Origin of the sequence: Celerinatantimonas sediminis, assembly GCF_046054195.1 — a bacterium.
Lineage (GTDB): Bacteria > Pseudomonadota > Gammaproteobacteria > Enterobacterales > Celerinatantimonadaceae > Celerinatantimonas.
Genome location: NZ_JBEQCS010000010.1, coordinates 51,001 through 67,958 on the forward strand (window position 1 = coordinate 51,001; position 16,958 = coordinate 67,958).

The following is a 16,958-nucleotide window of genomic DNA, read 5'->3' on the forward strand; positions in this document are numbered from 1 at the left end:
GGCATTGGCCTAACTCAATTACATAACTTTCGAGGAAAGGTAATGGATATTATTCTTTTAGACAAAATTGGTCACCTGGGTAGCCTGGGCGATAAAGTGTCTGTAAAACCTGGTTATGCTCGTAACTATTTGTTCCCACAAGGTAAAGCTGTTCCTGCAACTAAAGCTAACCTGGAACATTTTGAAGCACGTCGTGCTGAATACGAACAACACCTGGCTGAAACTCTGGCTAAAGCAGAAGCTCGTGGCCAGCAGTTAACTGCCTTAGAACAGGTAACTATCACTTCTAAAGCTGGTGATGAAGGTAAACTGTTCGGTTCTATCGGTACTCGTGATATTGCTGATGCAATCACAGCTGCCGGTGTTGAAGTAGCTAAATCTGAAGTTCGTCTGCCTAACGGTGTTCTGCGTAACACTGGCGAATACGATATCGACGTTCAGGTTCATGCTGATGTGACAGCAACTGTTAAAATCGTTGTTGAAGCTGAATAAGCATCGAGTCTACTTTAAAAGTGAAAACCACGCTATTGAGCGTGGTTTTTTTATGCCTATTGGCAAGAGTCATCTGTTCAGCTAGGGTTATAAGCATCAATTTAATAAAAGGATTCTTTGATGAGGCTTGAAGCTCTATTTAATTATCCCCTCAAAGGCTGCCGCGCGAACCCAATACAGGTAGCCGAGCTTGATAGTTTGGGAATTCGCGGCGACCGGCGCTTTATGGCTGTCAATCACCGGGGACAATTTGTTAATGGTAAAACATTTCCCAAGCTAGTATTGGTGAACTGTCAGGTAGAAGATGAGCAATCGGTAATTTTTTCGGCGCCGAATATGCCTGAGCTAAAAGTCGATTTAACTGGCGATGATGGGCGAGTCGATGTGCGAGTTTGGCGCTCAGATGTCAATGCCAAAAGCTTAGGTGAAAAGGCCAATAGCTGGATCAGTGACTTTTTAGGTGGTGATTTTAGGCTTTGTTTTTATGACCAAAATTCTCATCGCCAGGTCAATAGTCTTCCTGAATATCCCGTTAGTTTTTCAGATAGTGCGCCCGTGCTAGTTGCAAGTCGGCAGTCTCTTGAAGCTTTGAATGCTTATACTGGACGAGTTGATAAAATTGAGCAATTTAGACCCAATATAGTCATCGATGCCGATTCAGCCTTTGCTGAAGAAACGTGGCAACGCATTCGCATTGGGGACGTGGAGCTTTTAGCCGTGAAAGCTTGTGCACGTTGCCCTGTGATTAATACAGATGTCGAGTTTGCACAACCAGATCCAAACCAAGAGCCGCTTCGCTCTTTGACAAAGTTGCATCGACGAGTCAGTGATGGCAAGGTGATCTTTGGGCAATATTTTGTAGTGACTCGGCCCGGGCAAGTTGCCAGAGGTGATAAAATTGAAGTTTTGCAGTCTATGCAAGCTCAAGAGTATCAGCCGTTGCCTGATGAAGAGCAAGGTAAATACACCATCACCTTTGAGCCAATGACCCAGAGCGCTATAGCGGCGGTTAATGATACGATTTTAGAAGTGGCTGAAAACGCCGGTATTGCACTTTCAAGTAGCTGTCGGGGCGGTAGTTGTGGTGCTTGCCGAGTAAAATTAATCAGTGGTGACGTCGAAGTCGGTGCCGATTATGCGTTAACGGAGCAACAAATTGAGCAAGGCTATATTCTCGCATGCAGCTGTTTTGCCCGTAGTGATGTGGTAATAAGTTTGGAGGATTGATTTTAAGGTTGTTTAGCTTGTGCCTAACGCTGTTTAAAGCATCTGTGTTGGCGTTTAAATAACGCCCTTTAGATTGGGTTTGGGCAAACAACCCCTAGCTAGATAGCATCAGGAGGTGTTATGCAGTGGTTAAAAGCAAAACTCGTTGAACGTAAGTTTTGGACTGAGACACTTTTCTCTATCAAAGTTGAGGCCCAACTTGAGCCTTATAAAGCGGGGCAATATGCCCAGCTGGGGATGATGATAGATGGCGAATTGGTTAAGCGTGCCTATTCTTTTGTAAATCCGCCATCCACAACATTGCACGAATTTTACCTAGTCGATGTGGCAGGTGGTAAATTATCCCCCCAGTTAGCTACAGTGCCATTAGGTAGTGAATTAGAAATCGCTGAACACGCGACGGGTTTCTTTACGCTAGATGAAGTGCCTGATGCGCACCATTTGTTGATGCTTTCCACAGGCACTGCGGTTGGGCCATTTTTGGCGATGCTACAGAGCGAGCAATGCTGGCAAAAATTTGAGCGAATTACCCTGGTTCAGGGCGTTCGTTATAATCAGGACATTAATTATCAGCCACTGATTAAATCGATTGCTAAGGAGCACGAGCACTTTCAGTTCATTGCGTTAGTCAGCCGTGAAGCTCCTGAAGATGGATTGTCTGGACGGATAACCGATGCTATCGCCACTGAACAATTGAGCGAGTATGGCCACTTCACGCTTTCACCCGAGCTGTGTCAGGTGATGATCTGCGGTAATCCAGCAATGGTCAAACAGACTCGTGATATGCTCAAAGATCGCAATTTTACACGTAACTTACGCCGTAAACCCGGACAATTGACTGTCGAAAATTATTGGTAGTTTTTGCTCTGAGTGTTTGATGAAGATAGTCAATTGAAGCACTGCTTTTTTTATGGATAATAGCCGAGCAGTTTGAATAAGTGAGTCATAGATGGCTGAACGAGATAATAGAACAAAAATTTCCGATGCTCAGGTTTCGGCGCTAAAAGTTCCACCGCATTCTTTTGAAGCAGAGCAAGCCGTGCTGGGTGGCTTGATGCTGGATAATAATTCTTGGGATGATGTTGCTGAACAGGTTGTTGAGCAAGATTTTTATTCGCGCCAGCACCGCTTGATTTTCGCTGCCATGCATCGTTTGGCAGAGCAGGGTAACCCAATTGATTTAGTTACCGTTTCAGAAGAGCTCGAGCGTCAAGAACAGTTAGAAGATATCGGTGGTTTTGCCTATTTAGGTGAAATTGCCAAAAATACACCTAGTGCAGCCAATATTCGTGCTTATGCTGAAATTGTTCGCGAGCGAGCGGTCACGCGTGAGCTCATTAGTGTGGCGAATGAAATTGCTGATGCAGGTTATGAACCGCAAGGGCGTAAAAGTGGTGAGTTATTAGATTTTGCTGAAAGCAAAGTATTCCACATCGCTGAAGCTCGAACGACCAATGATGAAGGCCCCCAAGGCGTTAAAACTCTGCTGGCAGAAACCTTAGACCGTATTGAAGAGCTCTATAAAAGTCCTGGTGCCGGTGGTGTCACGGGGGTTTCAACCGGTTTTACTGACTTAGACAAGATGACCAGTGGTCTGCAGCCTGCCGATTTGGTTATCGTTGCCGCGCGTCCTTCAATGGGTAAAACAACCTTCGCCATGAATCTGGCTGAATACGCCGCTATGACGCAAGATAAGCCAGTACTCGTCTTTAGTCTTGAGATGCCCTCAGAGCAGATTATGATGCGTATGCTCGCATCTTTAGGGCGTATTGACCAAACTAAGATTCGAACTGGTAATCTTGATGATGACGATTGGGCGCGATTGTCATCGACGATGGGTTTGGTGGCTGACAAAGGTAAAATGTATATCGATGACTCCTCTGGTTTGACGCCGACTGAAGTTCGATCCAGAGCGCGGCGAGTCGCCCGAGAGCATGGCGGATTGAGCCTGATTATGATTGACTACCTGCAGCTGATGCAGGTGCCTGGGATGGCAGAAAACCGGACCTTGGAAATTGCCGAAATTTCACGCTCGCTCAAAGCTCTGGCTAAAGAGTTGAGTGTGCCAGTTGTGGCGCTTTCACAGCTTAACCGTAGTTTGGAGCAGCGCTCAGATAAGCGCCCGGTGAACTCGGACTTGCGTGAATCAGGCTCTATCGAGCAGGATGCAGACTTGATCATGTTTATTTATCGGGACGAGGTCTATCATGATGATCCGAACAACAAAGGTTTGGCCGAAGTGATTATCGGCAAACAGCGTAATGGTCCGATTGGGAAAGTGCCATTAACGTTCCAAGGGCATTTTTCTCGTTTTGATAATTATGCAGGGCCTGAGTTCGACGATTTTGAATAGCTTTGCTAAGCCATTTGGTTCATTTGCTTTAGTCGTGGCTAAAATGTAGTCGAGACGTTAATAAAATTTCAAAAAATATTCTTCAAATGTTGAAAACATTTGATCCATCCCCATATATAATGACAGAGTTTTTGATAGGGCATTGTTTTTGATTTGAAAACAATGAATTTTTTACCACAAATGCAAGCATTGAGGAAAAGAATATGAGCGTTTTAGTAGGTCGTCCTGCTCCTGATTTTACTGCTCCTGCCGTTTTAGGTACTGGTGAAATCGTTGATAGTTTCAACTTTAAAGAAGCCACTAAAGGTAAAAAAGCGGTAGTTTTCTTCTATCCAATGGACTTCACTTTTGTCTGCCCATCTGAAATTATTGCTTTTGACCATCGTCTGGCTGAATTTAATAAAAAAGGTGTTGAAGTCATCGGTGTTTCAATCGATTCTCAGTTTACCCATAATGCATGGCGTAACACCGCTACCAAAGATGGTGGTATCGGTGCTGTGAAATTCCCACTGGTTGCTGATGTTAAACATGAAATCTGCCAAGCATATGATGTTGAACATCCAGAAGCTGGTGTTGCTTTTCGTGGTTCATTCCTGATTGACGAAGACGGTGTTGTTCGTCACCAGGTTGTTAATGATCTGCCTCTGGGTCGTAATATCGATGAAATGTTGCGTATGGTTGATGCTTTGGCATTCCATCAGGAACATGGTGAAGTTTGTCCTGCTCAATGGGAAGCAGGTAAAAAAGGTATGAAAGAATCACCTGACGGTGTTGCAGCTTACCTGTCAGAAAACGCAGATAACCTGTAATCTGATACATTGGTATTTTGAAATCAAAAAAGCTCGCTGCAAATGCGGGCTTTTTTATTGGCTTTTAAGTGATTAAAAACAGTTTGTTTAGATTAAAATCAGCGCGTTAAACTTCTACTTTGAGCAAAAAATCATCATGCTTATTTATCAAAACAAATTTCGATGGTTGCATGGCCATAATCGGATGTAAATGGCATTAAAATCTTTGCACCATCAGATTTATGCTGAATTGTATGACCAGGGCCTGAGACAACAATCGGTGTTGCCATATCAAATTCATACCCCTGTTCGGCCAAAATGCGTTTTGCGCCACCAGTGACCATGTTGGTAATTTCACCGACCATGTCAGTCACTTCGTCATTAATCGATTTAGGTTGTTCCCCTAACATGCGGCGCATGATCTCAAGAGATAATGATTTATCAAAACTTACCGAAAAAGACCCTTTCGTTGTTGGCCCTATCATCCCTATGACACCAGAAACATCCCCACGGGCAACGTCGTCTTTTTTGAGTCGTGGCGCCTGAGGCTTGAGCTCAAGCTGGGCCATGGTACTAACGACATTGAGTAATGAACTTAAAAATGGGTTGACGAACTTTGCTTCCATAATAGTTTGATATCCCTCACCGAGAATATGGGCAGAATACTAAACTTCTACCATCCACCTCTTAAAACATAGTCAATATAGCTGACGATGTGAAAAAAGTTACATCATCATGTCAGCATATCTTTTAGGGATCAACTTATATGTGAGCAGTTAGGTAGTAAACTCAAACAGTTAGCTTATTTTTTTACCGAGTTATTCAAATGGATAACAGGGTTTTCCGAAAATAGGTATCGGTCATCTTGCAAATCACCATCAAAATTGGTGGCTTTAAAGAGCATTTCCTTGGTGTTTTCAAGATGCTGCCAAGTCGTCAGTTTGGCTTCGCGAGGATCTTTACGCATCAGTGCTCGTAAAATTTGCTCATGATCTGATGTCCAGCTATCTATCGCTTTATCGTCAATATGAGAATGAAGTTTCAACCAATAGGGGTTTTTATCCCGATGAACCCAAAGGTTCTCGATAACGATGACTAGAACTGAGTTTTGTGTCGCTTTAGCGACCTGAATATGGAATTGTTTATCCCAAGCTGAATCTCGAGCTCTGTCTTCATAACGGCCCTGTTCAACGATTCGGGTTAATTCAAGGATATCTTGTTTGGTAACTTGGGTTGCTGCAAATTCGGCAATATTACTTTCTAATAACTGCCGGGCCTGTAGTAGCTCAAATGGACCAGCGGTTAATAATCCATCATTGGCATTTTCAAGCGTTTCATCAGCAGATGAAACCTGAGAGGCGATGATATGAATCCCGGATCCTTTCCTTACTTCGACTAATCCTTCCACTTCCAACATGATAATCGCTTCACGAATGACCGTTCGGCTTACATTCATGGTTTCAGCAATTAGTCTTTCAGCTGGTAATCTATCTCCAACCTGATAAATGCCCGATGCAATCTGAGCTTTTAGCTTGGCGGCAATAGATTGATAAAGCCTTTTGGGGTGAAAACTCGTATCGATATTATTCACAGATCCAAATCCTAGTAGATTCAACGAAGAAATACTCTGGGGACATCATGTCCCCAGAGGAAAGGGCGCTAATATAACCCGAATAACTTAGGTAAAAACAGACTCAATTGTGGGATGTAAGTAATCAACAGTAACGATACGACCAGTGCTGCAAAAAATGGAAGCATTGGTTTAATCAAATTTTGAATTTTCAGATTAGCTACAGAGCAACCGACGAACAGAGCACTACCTACTGGTGGTGTACATAATCCAATACATAAGTTAACTACCATCATGATACCAAAATGTACTGGGTCCATACCAATGCGAGTTGCAATTGGTAAGAAGATTGGTGTGAAAATCAGTACCGCTGGCGTCATATCCATGAACACCCCAACAACTAACAGGATGATGTTAATCATCAGCAAGATGATAATTGGGTTGCTCGATACTGATAACAGACCTTCAGCAATGGTATTTGGAATTTCTGCATCTGTCATAACCCAAGACATCCCAACAGATACCCCAATCAGCATCAATACAATTGATGTCATTACAACTGATTCAAGAATAATTTTTGGCAACTGTTTAGGTTTGATCTCGCGATAGACAAAGACCGACAGAATAAAGGTATAAACCACCGCAATTGCAGAGGCTTCTGTAGCTGTACAAATCCCTGCTAAGATCCCGCCCATTACGACGACAACCAATAACATACTTGGCACAGCATCAAGGAACGCTTTAATAACCTGTTTGAAGGTTGGGCGTGCTGCGATTGGGTAGTTACGGCGTTTGGCGATAACTGCGCCAACTATCATAACCGACAGACCCATAAGGATCCCTGGGATGTAACCTGCCATAAATAGCGCGGCAACAGATAAGCCACCTGCTGTTAATGCATAAACGATTAACACGTTTGAAGGTGGAATCAAAAGCCCTGTAATACATGATGTTACGTTAATCGCTGCAGAATATGGCGCTGGATAACCGGCTTTTTTCTGCATTGGTGCCATGGTTCCGCCAACTGCGGCACAAGCTGCAACAGCAGAACCTGAGATAGAACCAAACATCATATTAGCCATTACGTTTACGTGGCCCAATGAACCAGGCATCCGACCAACGATGACTTGCGAGAAGTTAATCAGCCTTTGGGCGATACCGCCGTTGTTCATTAAAATCCCAGCTAAAATAAAGAATGGGATGGCAAGTAACGAGAAGCTATCTAAGCCTGTTGCAACTTTTTGTCCCAAAATTGCCAAGGCAACTTGAGGCGGAAGCAAGGTAAAACATGATAATAGTGATGCCAAACCAATCGAAAACGAAATAGGCACGCCACTAAAAACTAAGATAAAGAAGCTGCCGAACATAATCAGCGCTGTCAACCATTCCATATCCATTATGCTTGCTCCTCGTGAACATCATCGTCAGGTTGATTAATATGGACAATTGCATCCAAAATAAATAACAGGCTGTAGTAACACATAATAATGCCGGCAAGAGGCAGAACAGCATATACATAAGCCATTGGGACTTGCATCGCGGGAGAAACTTGACCACTTTGCATGACACGTGTTGCTAAGTGAATGCCCCCCCAAATCATCGCGCTAGCTGCAAAAGCTAAGACACAAAGATTGGTATAAATTGTACAAATTCGTTTTTTTACTCCGGTCAGGTGAGCAACCGCTAAGTCGATTGCCAAGTGACGTTGTGCGCCGACGGTATAAGCTGCGCCTAGCAAGCCTACCCAGATCATACTAAAACGTGCGATCTCATCGGTGAAAGTACTAGGGGCATTGAGCACCCAACGACTAAAGACCTGCCATACAACGCAGACCACCAAAGAGGTCATAACAACGACACAAATTGTAGCAACCACTAAATCAACGGGTTTTTTAAAGGATTCCAGACGCATATTTTACTCCTGCATAGCCGGACACTGGCATGTCCGGCTGTTCGTCCTTGGTAGAATTTCTATTTAACAGCTTCGATTTTGTTCAGCCATTTGGATTTAACAGGATCTTTTTCGAATTCATCCCAAAGCGGTTTCATTGCTTTTTGGAATGCTGCTTTGTCAACTTTTACGAAAGTAGCTCCCAGTTTGATAGCTTCTGCTTTAGATTTTTGAACCTGAGCATCCCACAGTTTTTTCTCATATTTTTCTGAGTCACGAGCTGCTTGTTTAACAACTTCCTGTTGTTCAGGAGTTAAACGTTGCATTGCCATGGTTGAGATGGCCAGAAAATCAGGTACAGAAGTGTGTTGGTCTTCAGAGTAGTATTTAGCAATTTCAACATGACGCGTCTGAACATAAGACGGAATGTTGTTTTCTGCTGCATCAACCACGCCTTGTTGCAGAGCAGTATAAATTTCACCAAATGGAATTGGAGCAGGTGAGCCGCCGAGCAATTCGATCATTTTGTTGGTGGTTGGTGTTGAAACTACGCGAATTTTTAAGCCTTTGACATCAGCAGGTTCTCTAATTGCTTTTTTACCATAGAAGCTACGAGTACCTGCTTCATATGCTGCTAACAGAACAAAGCCATTTTTCTTCGGTAGCTGTTCCATTTCATGTCCGACTGGGCCAAATACGACTTTATCGAAGTGCGCAGGGCTGCGGAATAGATAAGGTAAGCTAAAGATAGAGAAAGCAGGTTCAAATGGTTCCAATTCACTGGCACTGACTTTAGTCATTGAAAGTGCGCCTTGTTGGAGCATTTCCAAAGTCTGACGAGGGCCGCCCATCTGGCTGTCACCATAAATACGAATTTTTACTTTGCCATTGGTTTTATCACTGATTTCTTTGGCCATATGGCGCAGAGTAACGGCAACCACGTGGTCAGCTTGCAGGTTATGCGCAAGTTTTAGTGTGACAGCTTGAGCTGACAAACTGGCAACAGTAAGAGGTGCAGCGAGCAAAACACTCAGTGATAAGGCTTTCATTTTCCATTTCATAAAACTAATACCCCATTTGTAAAGGTTAGAGATAGGTTCTTCAGACAATACCAATAGATGGGAACGTCCTGTCCTATAAGTTATCCAGCGGTAATATAATTGGTATGATATATATTAAAGTTGAGAACCATCACAATTTTGAAGGTCTTTATTTGGGATGGCGTGTTATTAGTTAGAAAGGAGATTTTGATCACGTTTTATAAAGGGTTTTAATAAACTTATATGACTAATAAAAGGATAGTTATTTTATTTATTAGTAATAAAAATGTAGTTGCTTATGTTATTTTTATGAAAAATATTTTGTTAAAATAAATTATAATATATTGATTTTATTGTATTTTTTATAATTTCTTGGGTTTTTATTTTAGCCTATCCGTACTTTTCATCTCTGTTTTATCGACAATTTTATGGTTTTTATCTGGTTTATAGATAAATCGAAAAATGCTCTATTTGAGCATTTATTTGTATATTAAAACATTTACAAAAAATAAATCTTCAACTGACTTTTATCGGAAGTTATCAACCTCTTTGGTTTATAAATACCAATTGGTATTAAATGTATTATGCAATAATTAATTAAAATATTAGATTGCTAATTTTCGCTAATTAATAATAAAGTTGTTATACCAATATTATCCTGTCTGTGTCCTATCTCTCATAATTGACTAATTAATTATCATTGTTTTGGTAATTTTAATTCTGTCACGGTTTTTTCCGTTAACACTCGAAAAAATGATAACTGTGTCACATTAAATGAATCTCATACCCGTCATTACCTCTCTAATTTGATGAGGATCAAGTAAGGTGTACTACCAAAAATAAGAGAATTAGACCAATTCATAGATTTGGTATAACCAATAACGGTTAAACATCATATAAATTTTATTTTTCCTTTTGGTCTGCTACATCGCAATTTCAACAGGAATCAGAGGTTGATTTTGCTTTAGCCCATACATATTGACGGAGTTACTATGCGTAAAATTAGAGGGATGCGTTGGTATATGATCGCGCTGGTCACATTAGGCACAATTCTGTGCTATTTGACCCGTAATACCATTGCTGCCGCTGCACCAACATTGCAGTCTGAGTTACATATTACTACTCAGCAGTATTCATATATTATTGCCGCGTTTTCTGCGTGTTATACCATCGCCCAACCTATTACTGGTTTCATTGTTGACACACTGGGAACTAAACTGGGCTACGGTATTTTTGCTCTGTTATGGGGGGCTTTTGCAATTACTGCCTCATTTGCCAATGGCTGGGTCGGTTTAGCCGCAGCTCGCGGGCTTGGCGGTTTTGCTGAAAGTGCGATGATCCCATCAGGTCTTAAAGCATCAACTGAATGGTTCCCTTCTAAAGAACGCTCTGTTGCAGTCGGTTACTTCAACGTTGGTTCATCTATTGGTGCTGTTTTCGCTCCGCCAATCGTTGTATGGGCGATTATGTATCAGAGCTGGCGTTTAGCATTTATTATCGTTGGTCTGTTTTCTCTAGCCTGGGTTGCGTTGTGGGCATATTCATATTTTCATCCTTCCAAACAAAAACATTTGAGTGAAGAAGAATATAAATACATCACCGATGGTCAGCCAAAAGTTAAAGCCGTAAAAGAGAAAGTGCACTTCTTGGTCCTGATCCGCCAGAAAAAATTCTGGGGTATTGCATTGCCTCGGTTCTTGGCAGAACCTGCTTGGGGGACTTTTAATGCCTGGATCCCACTATTCATGGTTAAAACCTATGGTTTTGATTTAAAAGAGATTGCTATCTTTGCCTGGATGCCAATGGTCTTTGCTGATGTGGGTTGTATCTTAGGTGGTTACATGCCTGTCATGTTCCAGAAATTCTTCCACGTTAACCTCGTCGTTTCTCGTAAATTGGTTGTGCTATTAGGTGCTGTATTAATGATTGGCCCTGGTCTCATTGGCGTGTTCGGCAACCCTTATATTGCAATCGGCTTATTGTGTATCGGCGGGTTTGCTCACCAGTCTTTGTCTGGGGCGTTAATTACCTTGTCATCAGATGTATTTGAACCGCATGAAGTCGCAACTGCTAACGGTTTAACTGGTATGGCTGCGTGGACTGCTAGTACTCTGTTTGCACTGGTTGTAGGGGCTCTGTGTGATGTGATTGGCTTTAGCCCATTGTTCGCAGTGCTATCTGTGTTCGATATCTTAGGGGCGATTATCCTGTTCAGCCTGCTTAAAAATAATGAAGCGGTTAGCGCTGAACAAACCGAAGAAAGTGAATCACTAGAAGCGCCAGTAAGTGACCCTAACTTAGCTGCTAAATAACCTGATATGAATGAGCAAGATGGGAGGGCAACCTCTCATCTGCTACATCTTCATCATGTTGAACGCATATTTTTTAAACATTTTGTCTATCTATTAAATAAAGTACTTATCATGGCCAGTTATAGTTTATTTCTTTGGAGCTATAACACTCTGTCAGCAAAGTATGATTTGCTAATTTCTCAGTTATATTGCCGGTCATTAATGTCTATTTTCATTGTTTGATCACCAATTCAATAACTTTAAATATTGGTATAACAATTCACTCTAAATTGTTTACATATTTTTAATGTTTACTAGAAATAATGAAAAGGTGACTAAGGTCAAAAAAAAGGGAATAGGTTATTTTTTTACCAATAATCTGTGATGAGACTAGCAAAAAGAAGAATACTCGTAGACAGTCTTTCGAAGAAGTAGAATAATTGGTATAACACATTTTGAATCGTAAGTATGACTGCTATAAACTACTAAACAATATAGCAGGAAGCTTAGCACCTTTTATTGGAGTGAATAATGAGCTCGTTTTTGACTGAAGACTTCTTACTCGACACCGATTTCGCTCGGCACCTTTATCATGACTATGCTAAAGATCAGCCAATTTTCGATTTCCACTGTCACCTTCCACCTGAACAAATCGCGCAAAATTATCAATTTAACAACCTTTATGACATTTGGTTGAAAGGTGACCACTACAAATGGCGAGCAATGCGTTCAAACGGTGTTGAAGAACGTTTTTGTACTGGTGATGCTAGCGATTACGACAAATTTAAAGCATTTGCAGCAACAGTTCCTTATACCATTGGTAACCCAATTTTCCATTGGACTCATTTAGAGTTGCGTCGCCCATTTGGTTTAACTGATAAACTGCTGACACCAAAAACCGCAGATTCAATCTGGAATGAATGTAACGAACTGCTGGCTCAGCCAGAATTCTTTGCTCGTGGCATCATGGAACAGATGAATGTCAAAATGGTTGGGACAACTGATGATCCAGCTGATTCACTGGAATATCACTCTCAGATTGCACAAGACAGTAGCTTTAAAATTAAAGTGCTACCATCTTTCCGCCCTGACAAAGCTTTCAAAATCGATGCACCTATCTTCGTCGATTATCTGACTAAATTAGGTCAGGCCGCAGATGTTGAAATCAGCCGTTTTGCTGACTTAACTCAAGCATTGTCTAACCGTCTGGACCATTTCCAGAAATTGGGTTGTAAAGTTGCTGACCATGCATTGGATACTGTTCCATACGGTGAAGCTGATGAAGCTGCACTGGATCAGATGATTGCTGCTCGCCGCGCCGGTGAAACTTTAAGCAAAGACCAGGTCGATGCATTTAAAACCGCTGTATTGTTGTTCTTAGGTCACGAATATCATCGTCGTGGCATGGTTCAGCAGTATCACATCGGTGCACTTCGTGATAACAACTCATACCAGTTTGGCCAGTTGGGTCCAGATACTGGTTTTGACTCAATTCACGATGAACCAGTTGCTGCTAATTTATCTAAACTGTTGGATTCTCAGGCTTCAACTAACCAACTGCCAAAAACTATCCTGTTCTGCTTGAACCCTCGTGATAACGAAGTTTTAGGAACCATGATTGGTAACTTCCAAGGTGATGCAATCCCTGGAAAAATGCAGTTTGGTTCTGGCTGGTGGTTCAATGACCAAAAAGATGGCATGCAACGTCAGATGACACAGCTTGCACAGCTTGGTCTGTTAAGTCGTTTTGTTGGGATGCTTACCGATAGCCGTAGCTTCCTATCTTATACTCGTCATGAATACTTCCGTCGTATCCTTTGCCAAATGATCGGTCATTGGGTGGAAGCTGGTGAAGCTCCAAATGATCTAAAATGGTTAGGATCAATGGTGGAAGATATCTGCTTTAATAATGCACGTAACTACTTTGGCGTTGAATTGGGCGAATAAGCCCAGATCTTAGTCAATTGAATGGTGAAATATATATGAAACAATTAAATCGAAAAGACTTTCCAGGTGCTAGTTATCCTGACAAAGTAATTCAATTTGGCGAAGGGAACTTTTTACGTGCCTTTGTTGATTGGCAGATTGATAAATTGAATGAAAGCACCTCATTTAATGGTGGGGTGGTTATTATTCGACCTATTGATTCCGATTTTCCACCTAGCCTGAGCACTCAGGATGGGTTATACACCACACTGATTCGTGGTCTGAACGAAGAAGGCAAACCGGTTCGTCAGCCTCGTATTATTCGCAGTGTCAACCGTGAGTTGAACTGCTACAAACAGTTTGATGAAGTACTTGCTTTGGCTCGTGACGAAAACATTCAATTTTTGTTTTCCAATACCACTGAAGCCGGGATCAGCTACCACGCTGGCGACAAACTCACTGATGAGCCACCAGTAAGCTACCCTGCTAAACTGACGCGTTTACTATTTGAACGTTTTAACCACTTCAACGGTGCTAAAGACAAAGGCTTAATCTTGTTGCCTTGTGAGTTGATTGACCATAACGGTGATCAACTGAAAGCTTTGGTTGAACGTTATGCTAAAGAGTGGGATCTGCCACAAGAATTCACAGCTTGGCTAGAAAATGACAATACATTCTGTTCAACACTGGTTGACCGTATTGTGACTGGTTTCCCTCGTGATGAACACGCAGAGCTTCAAGAAGAATTTGGTTATCAAGACCAGTTTGTTGATACTGCTGAATACTTCTATCTGTTTGTGATTGAAGGTCCTCAATCACTCAGCGAAAGTTTGTGCTTGAATGAGCTCAGCGATGATGCCAAATTAAACATTAAAATCGTTGACGATATCCAGCCATACAAAGACCGTAAAGTGGCTATCTTAAACGGTGCTCATACTTCAATGGTTCCGGTTGCTTATCTTGCTGGCCTGGATACTGTTGGTGAAGCAATGGATGATGAACAGCTGTTAGCTTTCGTTAATGGCGCTATTTTTGATGAAATCATTCCAACGCTGAATCTGCCAAAAGATGAGCTGGAATCATTTGCAAAAGATGTTCTGTCTCGCTTTAAAAACCCGTTCATTAAACACCAACTGTTGTCTATTTCGCTTAATAGCATGACGAAATACCGGACTCGTATTTTGCCTCAGTTGTTACGTTTCCAGCAGTTGCATCAGCAGTTGCCAAAACGTTTAACATTTGCTCTGGCAGCATTACTGGCGTTTTATCGCGGTGAACGTAATGGGGATGCTATTCCACTTAAAGATGACGAAAAATGGCTGACTTTCTTCAGTGAAAATTGGGCTAAAGTAAAAGCTGGCCAGTTGTCTTATACAGATCTTGTGACAGCAGCCTTAGGTGATGCTGAACATTGGGAACAAGATTTAACTAAAGTTCCAGGTTTAGTTGAACAGGTTACTGAATCTTTGCAGCAGATTGTTGAAAAAGGTGCTCGTGAAGCGCTGACTGCTGCGTTAAGGGGGTAATGATGCAATCAGTCATCCAAATCCATCCGCTCGACAATGTTCTGGTTGCTTTGACAGAGCTTAAAGCTGGCGAAGTGATTGAGCATCAAGGGCAACAAATAAAGCTTGGCAGCGATGTTCCAAAAGGACATAAACTTGCTCTGCATGCTTTAGCTGAAAATGAACAAGTGATTAAGTATGGCCAGGCTATTGGCCATACGCTGGCAGCTGTTGGAGCCGGTGAACACCTACATGCTCATAATTTGAAAACTAATCTGAGTGATTTGGATAGTTATAGCTATGAACCTGTTGATGTTTCATTGAAAGAACAGATGGCTGATCGCGATGTAATGATCTATCGCCGCCCCAACGGAGAAGTTGGTGTTCGTAACGAGTTGTGGATTGTTCCTACCGTTGGCTGTGTCAACGGTATGGCAAAACAGATGATTAAACGTCTGGAAAAAGAAGAAGATCTCTCAGCTATCGACGGCATTCACTTACTTGAACATACCTATGGTTGTTCTCAGTTAGGCGATGATCATCTTACTACCCGTACTATTTTGCAGGATATGGTTAAGCACCCGAACGCCGGTGGCGTGCTGGTGGTTGGCTTAGGTTGTGAAAACAACCAGATCGGCGCATTTGAAGATACTTTGGGTGAGCATGGCGATCGCGTTCGTTTTATGGTTTGTCAGGCTCAGCTTGATGAAGTTGAATACGGCGTGAATCAGCTTAAAGAACTGCTCGCAGAAATGAAGCAAGACAAACGTGAACCTGGCAAACTCAGCGAATTACGTTTTGGTCTTGAATGTGGCGGTTCTGATGGCTTTTCTGGCATCACAGCGAACCCAATGCTAGGAGCCTTTTCTGATTACCTCATTAGTAACGGTGGCACAACCGTTCTAACTGAAGTTCCAGAAATGTTTGGTGCTGAACGCTTGCTAATGTCTCGCTGTAAAGATAAAGAAACCTTTGAAAAATTGGTCGCTATGATCAATGACTTCAAAAGCTACTTTATCGAACACAAACAGCCAATTTATGAGAATCCATCACCGGGAAACAAAGCCGGTGGGATTTCAACACTTGAAGATAAATCTTTAGGTTGTACTCAAAAATCAGGCCAGAGTCAGGTTATTGATGTGCTTCATTATGGTGAACGCTTAAAACACCATGGTTTGAACTTGCTCAGTGCTCCGGGTAACGATGCGGTTGCGACCAGTGCTTTAGCTGCTGCTGGGTGCCATATGGTGCTCTTTAGTACAGGTCGCGGTACTCCTTATGGTGGGCCAGTGCCAACCATGAAGATTGCAACCAATACAGAGCTTGCTAATCGTAAACCACATTGGATTGATTTTAATGCTGGTACGCTGTTAGAAGGCGTGACAATGCAAGAGCAGTTAATTAAATTTGTCGATAAATTGGTGACCTTAGTCAATGGTCAGCCAACTCGCAACGAAGTTAATGAATTTAAAGAACTGGCTATCTTCAAATTAGGCGTAACGTTATAGCGTCTAATAACTGCAGAAATAGGCAGTATTGTCATAGGGCATCCGTTAAGGATGCCTTTTTTGTATATGCTAGGGACTGTTGATCTTTGGTGGTTGAATTTTGTTCAAATTAAACGCATTTTGAACGCGGCGCATCCTGTGTCGCTTATTGAGTGAAGCAAGCAGGGAGCAACAAAGTTCAGGATGTGTTTAAATGAACCCGAAGGGCAGTATCTGAGAGGAATTTATCCAGCGTTAAACGTTTTTTGTGGAGAATGCTACACGGCACAACGTTTATCTGCCTAAATTCCTCTCAGATTGCTGCAAAACTAATCACAAAAGGTCAACAGCCCCTGACTAAAATTTATTTAATCTCCCGTTGTATCAG

General features: G+C 42.1%; 14 protein-coding genes. 9 read left to right on the top strand and 5 right to left on the bottom strand.

What is annotated here, in order from left to right; genetic code table 11:
- Positions 1–42 precede the first annotated feature (42 nt).
- From rplI to ABTQ23_RS12600, 5 genes are all read left to right on the top strand, one after another.
- Complete coding sequence (gene rplI, locus ABTQ23_RS12580) at positions 43–492, top strand: 50S ribosomal protein L9 (protein WP_408616089.1); 450 nt, start codon at positions 43–45, stop codon at positions 490–492.
- A gap of 120 nt (positions 493–612) precedes the next feature.
- The gene (locus ABTQ23_RS12585) at positions 613–1,719 is read left to right on the top strand and encodes a YcbX family protein (protein ID WP_408616090.1); all 1,107 of its coding nucleotides are present in this window, start codon (positions 613–615) and stop codon (positions 1,717–1,719) included.
- Between the two features lie 120 nt (positions 1,720–1,839).
- The gene (locus ABTQ23_RS12590) at positions 1,840–2,577 is read left to right on the top strand and encodes a ferredoxin--NADP reductase (protein WP_408616091.1); all 738 of its coding nucleotides are present in this window, start codon (positions 1,840–1,842) and stop codon (positions 2,575–2,577) included.
- 91 nt (positions 2,578–2,668) lie between these two features.
- Entirely contained in the window at positions 2,669–4,072 is a 1,404-nt protein-coding gene (gene dnaB, locus ABTQ23_RS12595; protein ID WP_408616092.1) for a replicative DNA helicase, read from the top strand.
- A 203-nt stretch (positions 4,073–4,275) separates the two neighbouring features.
- Positions 4,276–4,881 carry a peroxiredoxin gene (locus ABTQ23_RS12600; protein ID WP_408616093.1) on the top strand — a complete coding sequence of 202 codons (606 nt, stop codon included), beginning with the start codon at positions 4,276–4,278 and terminating at the stop codon, positions 4,879–4,881.
- Positions 4,882–5,021: 140 nt separating this feature from the next.
- Here ABTQ23_RS12600 and ABTQ23_RS12605 read toward each other — a convergent pair whose 3' ends face one another.
- From ABTQ23_RS12605 to ABTQ23_RS12625, 5 genes are all read right to left on the bottom strand, one after another.
- Positions 5,022–5,486, bottom strand: a complete 465-nt coding sequence (locus ABTQ23_RS12605) for a chemotaxis protein CheX (RefSeq protein WP_408616094.1) — start codon at positions 5,484–5,486, stop codon at positions 5,022–5,024.
- A 176-nt stretch (positions 5,487–5,662) separates the two neighbouring features.
- Positions 5,663–6,451 (bottom strand): transcriptional regulator ExuR, encoded by a 789-nt coding sequence (exuR, locus tag ABTQ23_RS12610; protein ID WP_408616095.1) that lies wholly within the window; start codon positions 6,449–6,451, stop codon positions 5,663–5,665.
- Positions 6,452–6,519: 68 nt separating this feature from the next.
- Positions 6,520–7,821: a TRAP transporter large permease gene (locus tag ABTQ23_RS12615; RefSeq protein ID WP_408616167.1), complete on the bottom strand. Its 1,302-nt coding sequence runs from the start codon at positions 7,819–7,821 to the stop codon at positions 6,520–6,522.
- Between the two features lie 5 nt (positions 7,822–7,826).
- On the bottom strand, positions 7,827–8,342 hold the full coding sequence (locus tag ABTQ23_RS12620) for a TRAP transporter small permease (RefSeq protein WP_408616096.1): 516 nt from the start codon (positions 8,340–8,342) through the stop codon (positions 7,827–7,829).
- Positions 8,343–8,401: 59 nt separating this feature from the next.
- Complete coding sequence (locus tag ABTQ23_RS12625; RefSeq protein WP_408616168.1) at positions 8,402–9,370, bottom strand: TRAP transporter substrate-binding protein; 969 nt, start codon at positions 9,368–9,370, stop codon at positions 8,402–8,404.
- Between the two features lie 983 nt (positions 9,371–10,353).
- Here ABTQ23_RS12625 and ABTQ23_RS12630 point away from each other — a divergent pair.
- The 4 genes from ABTQ23_RS12630 (at position 10,354) to ABTQ23_RS12645 (ending at position 16,591) form a co-directional block, all read left to right on the top strand.
- Positions 10,354–11,673, top strand: coding sequence for an MFS transporter (locus tag ABTQ23_RS12630; protein WP_408616097.1), 1,320 nt, complete (start codon positions 10,354–10,356; stop codon positions 11,671–11,673).
- Positions 11,674–12,183: 510 nt separating this feature from the next.
- Positions 12,184–13,599: a glucuronate isomerase gene (gene uxaC, locus ABTQ23_RS12635; protein ID WP_408616098.1), complete on the top strand. Its 1,416-nt coding sequence runs from the start codon at positions 12,184–12,186 to the stop codon at positions 13,597–13,599.
- A 35-nt stretch (positions 13,600–13,634) separates the two neighbouring features.
- Entirely contained in the window at positions 13,635–15,104 is a 1,470-nt protein-coding gene (locus ABTQ23_RS12640; protein ID WP_408616099.1) for a tagaturonate reductase, read from the top strand.
- A 2-nt stretch (positions 15,105–15,106) separates the two neighbouring features.
- On the top strand, positions 15,107–16,591 hold the full coding sequence (locus ABTQ23_RS12645) for a UxaA family hydrolase (RefSeq protein WP_408616169.1): 1,485 nt from the start codon (positions 15,107–15,109) through the stop codon (positions 16,589–16,591).
- The last annotated feature ends 367 nt before the right edge of the window (positions 16,592–16,958 follow it).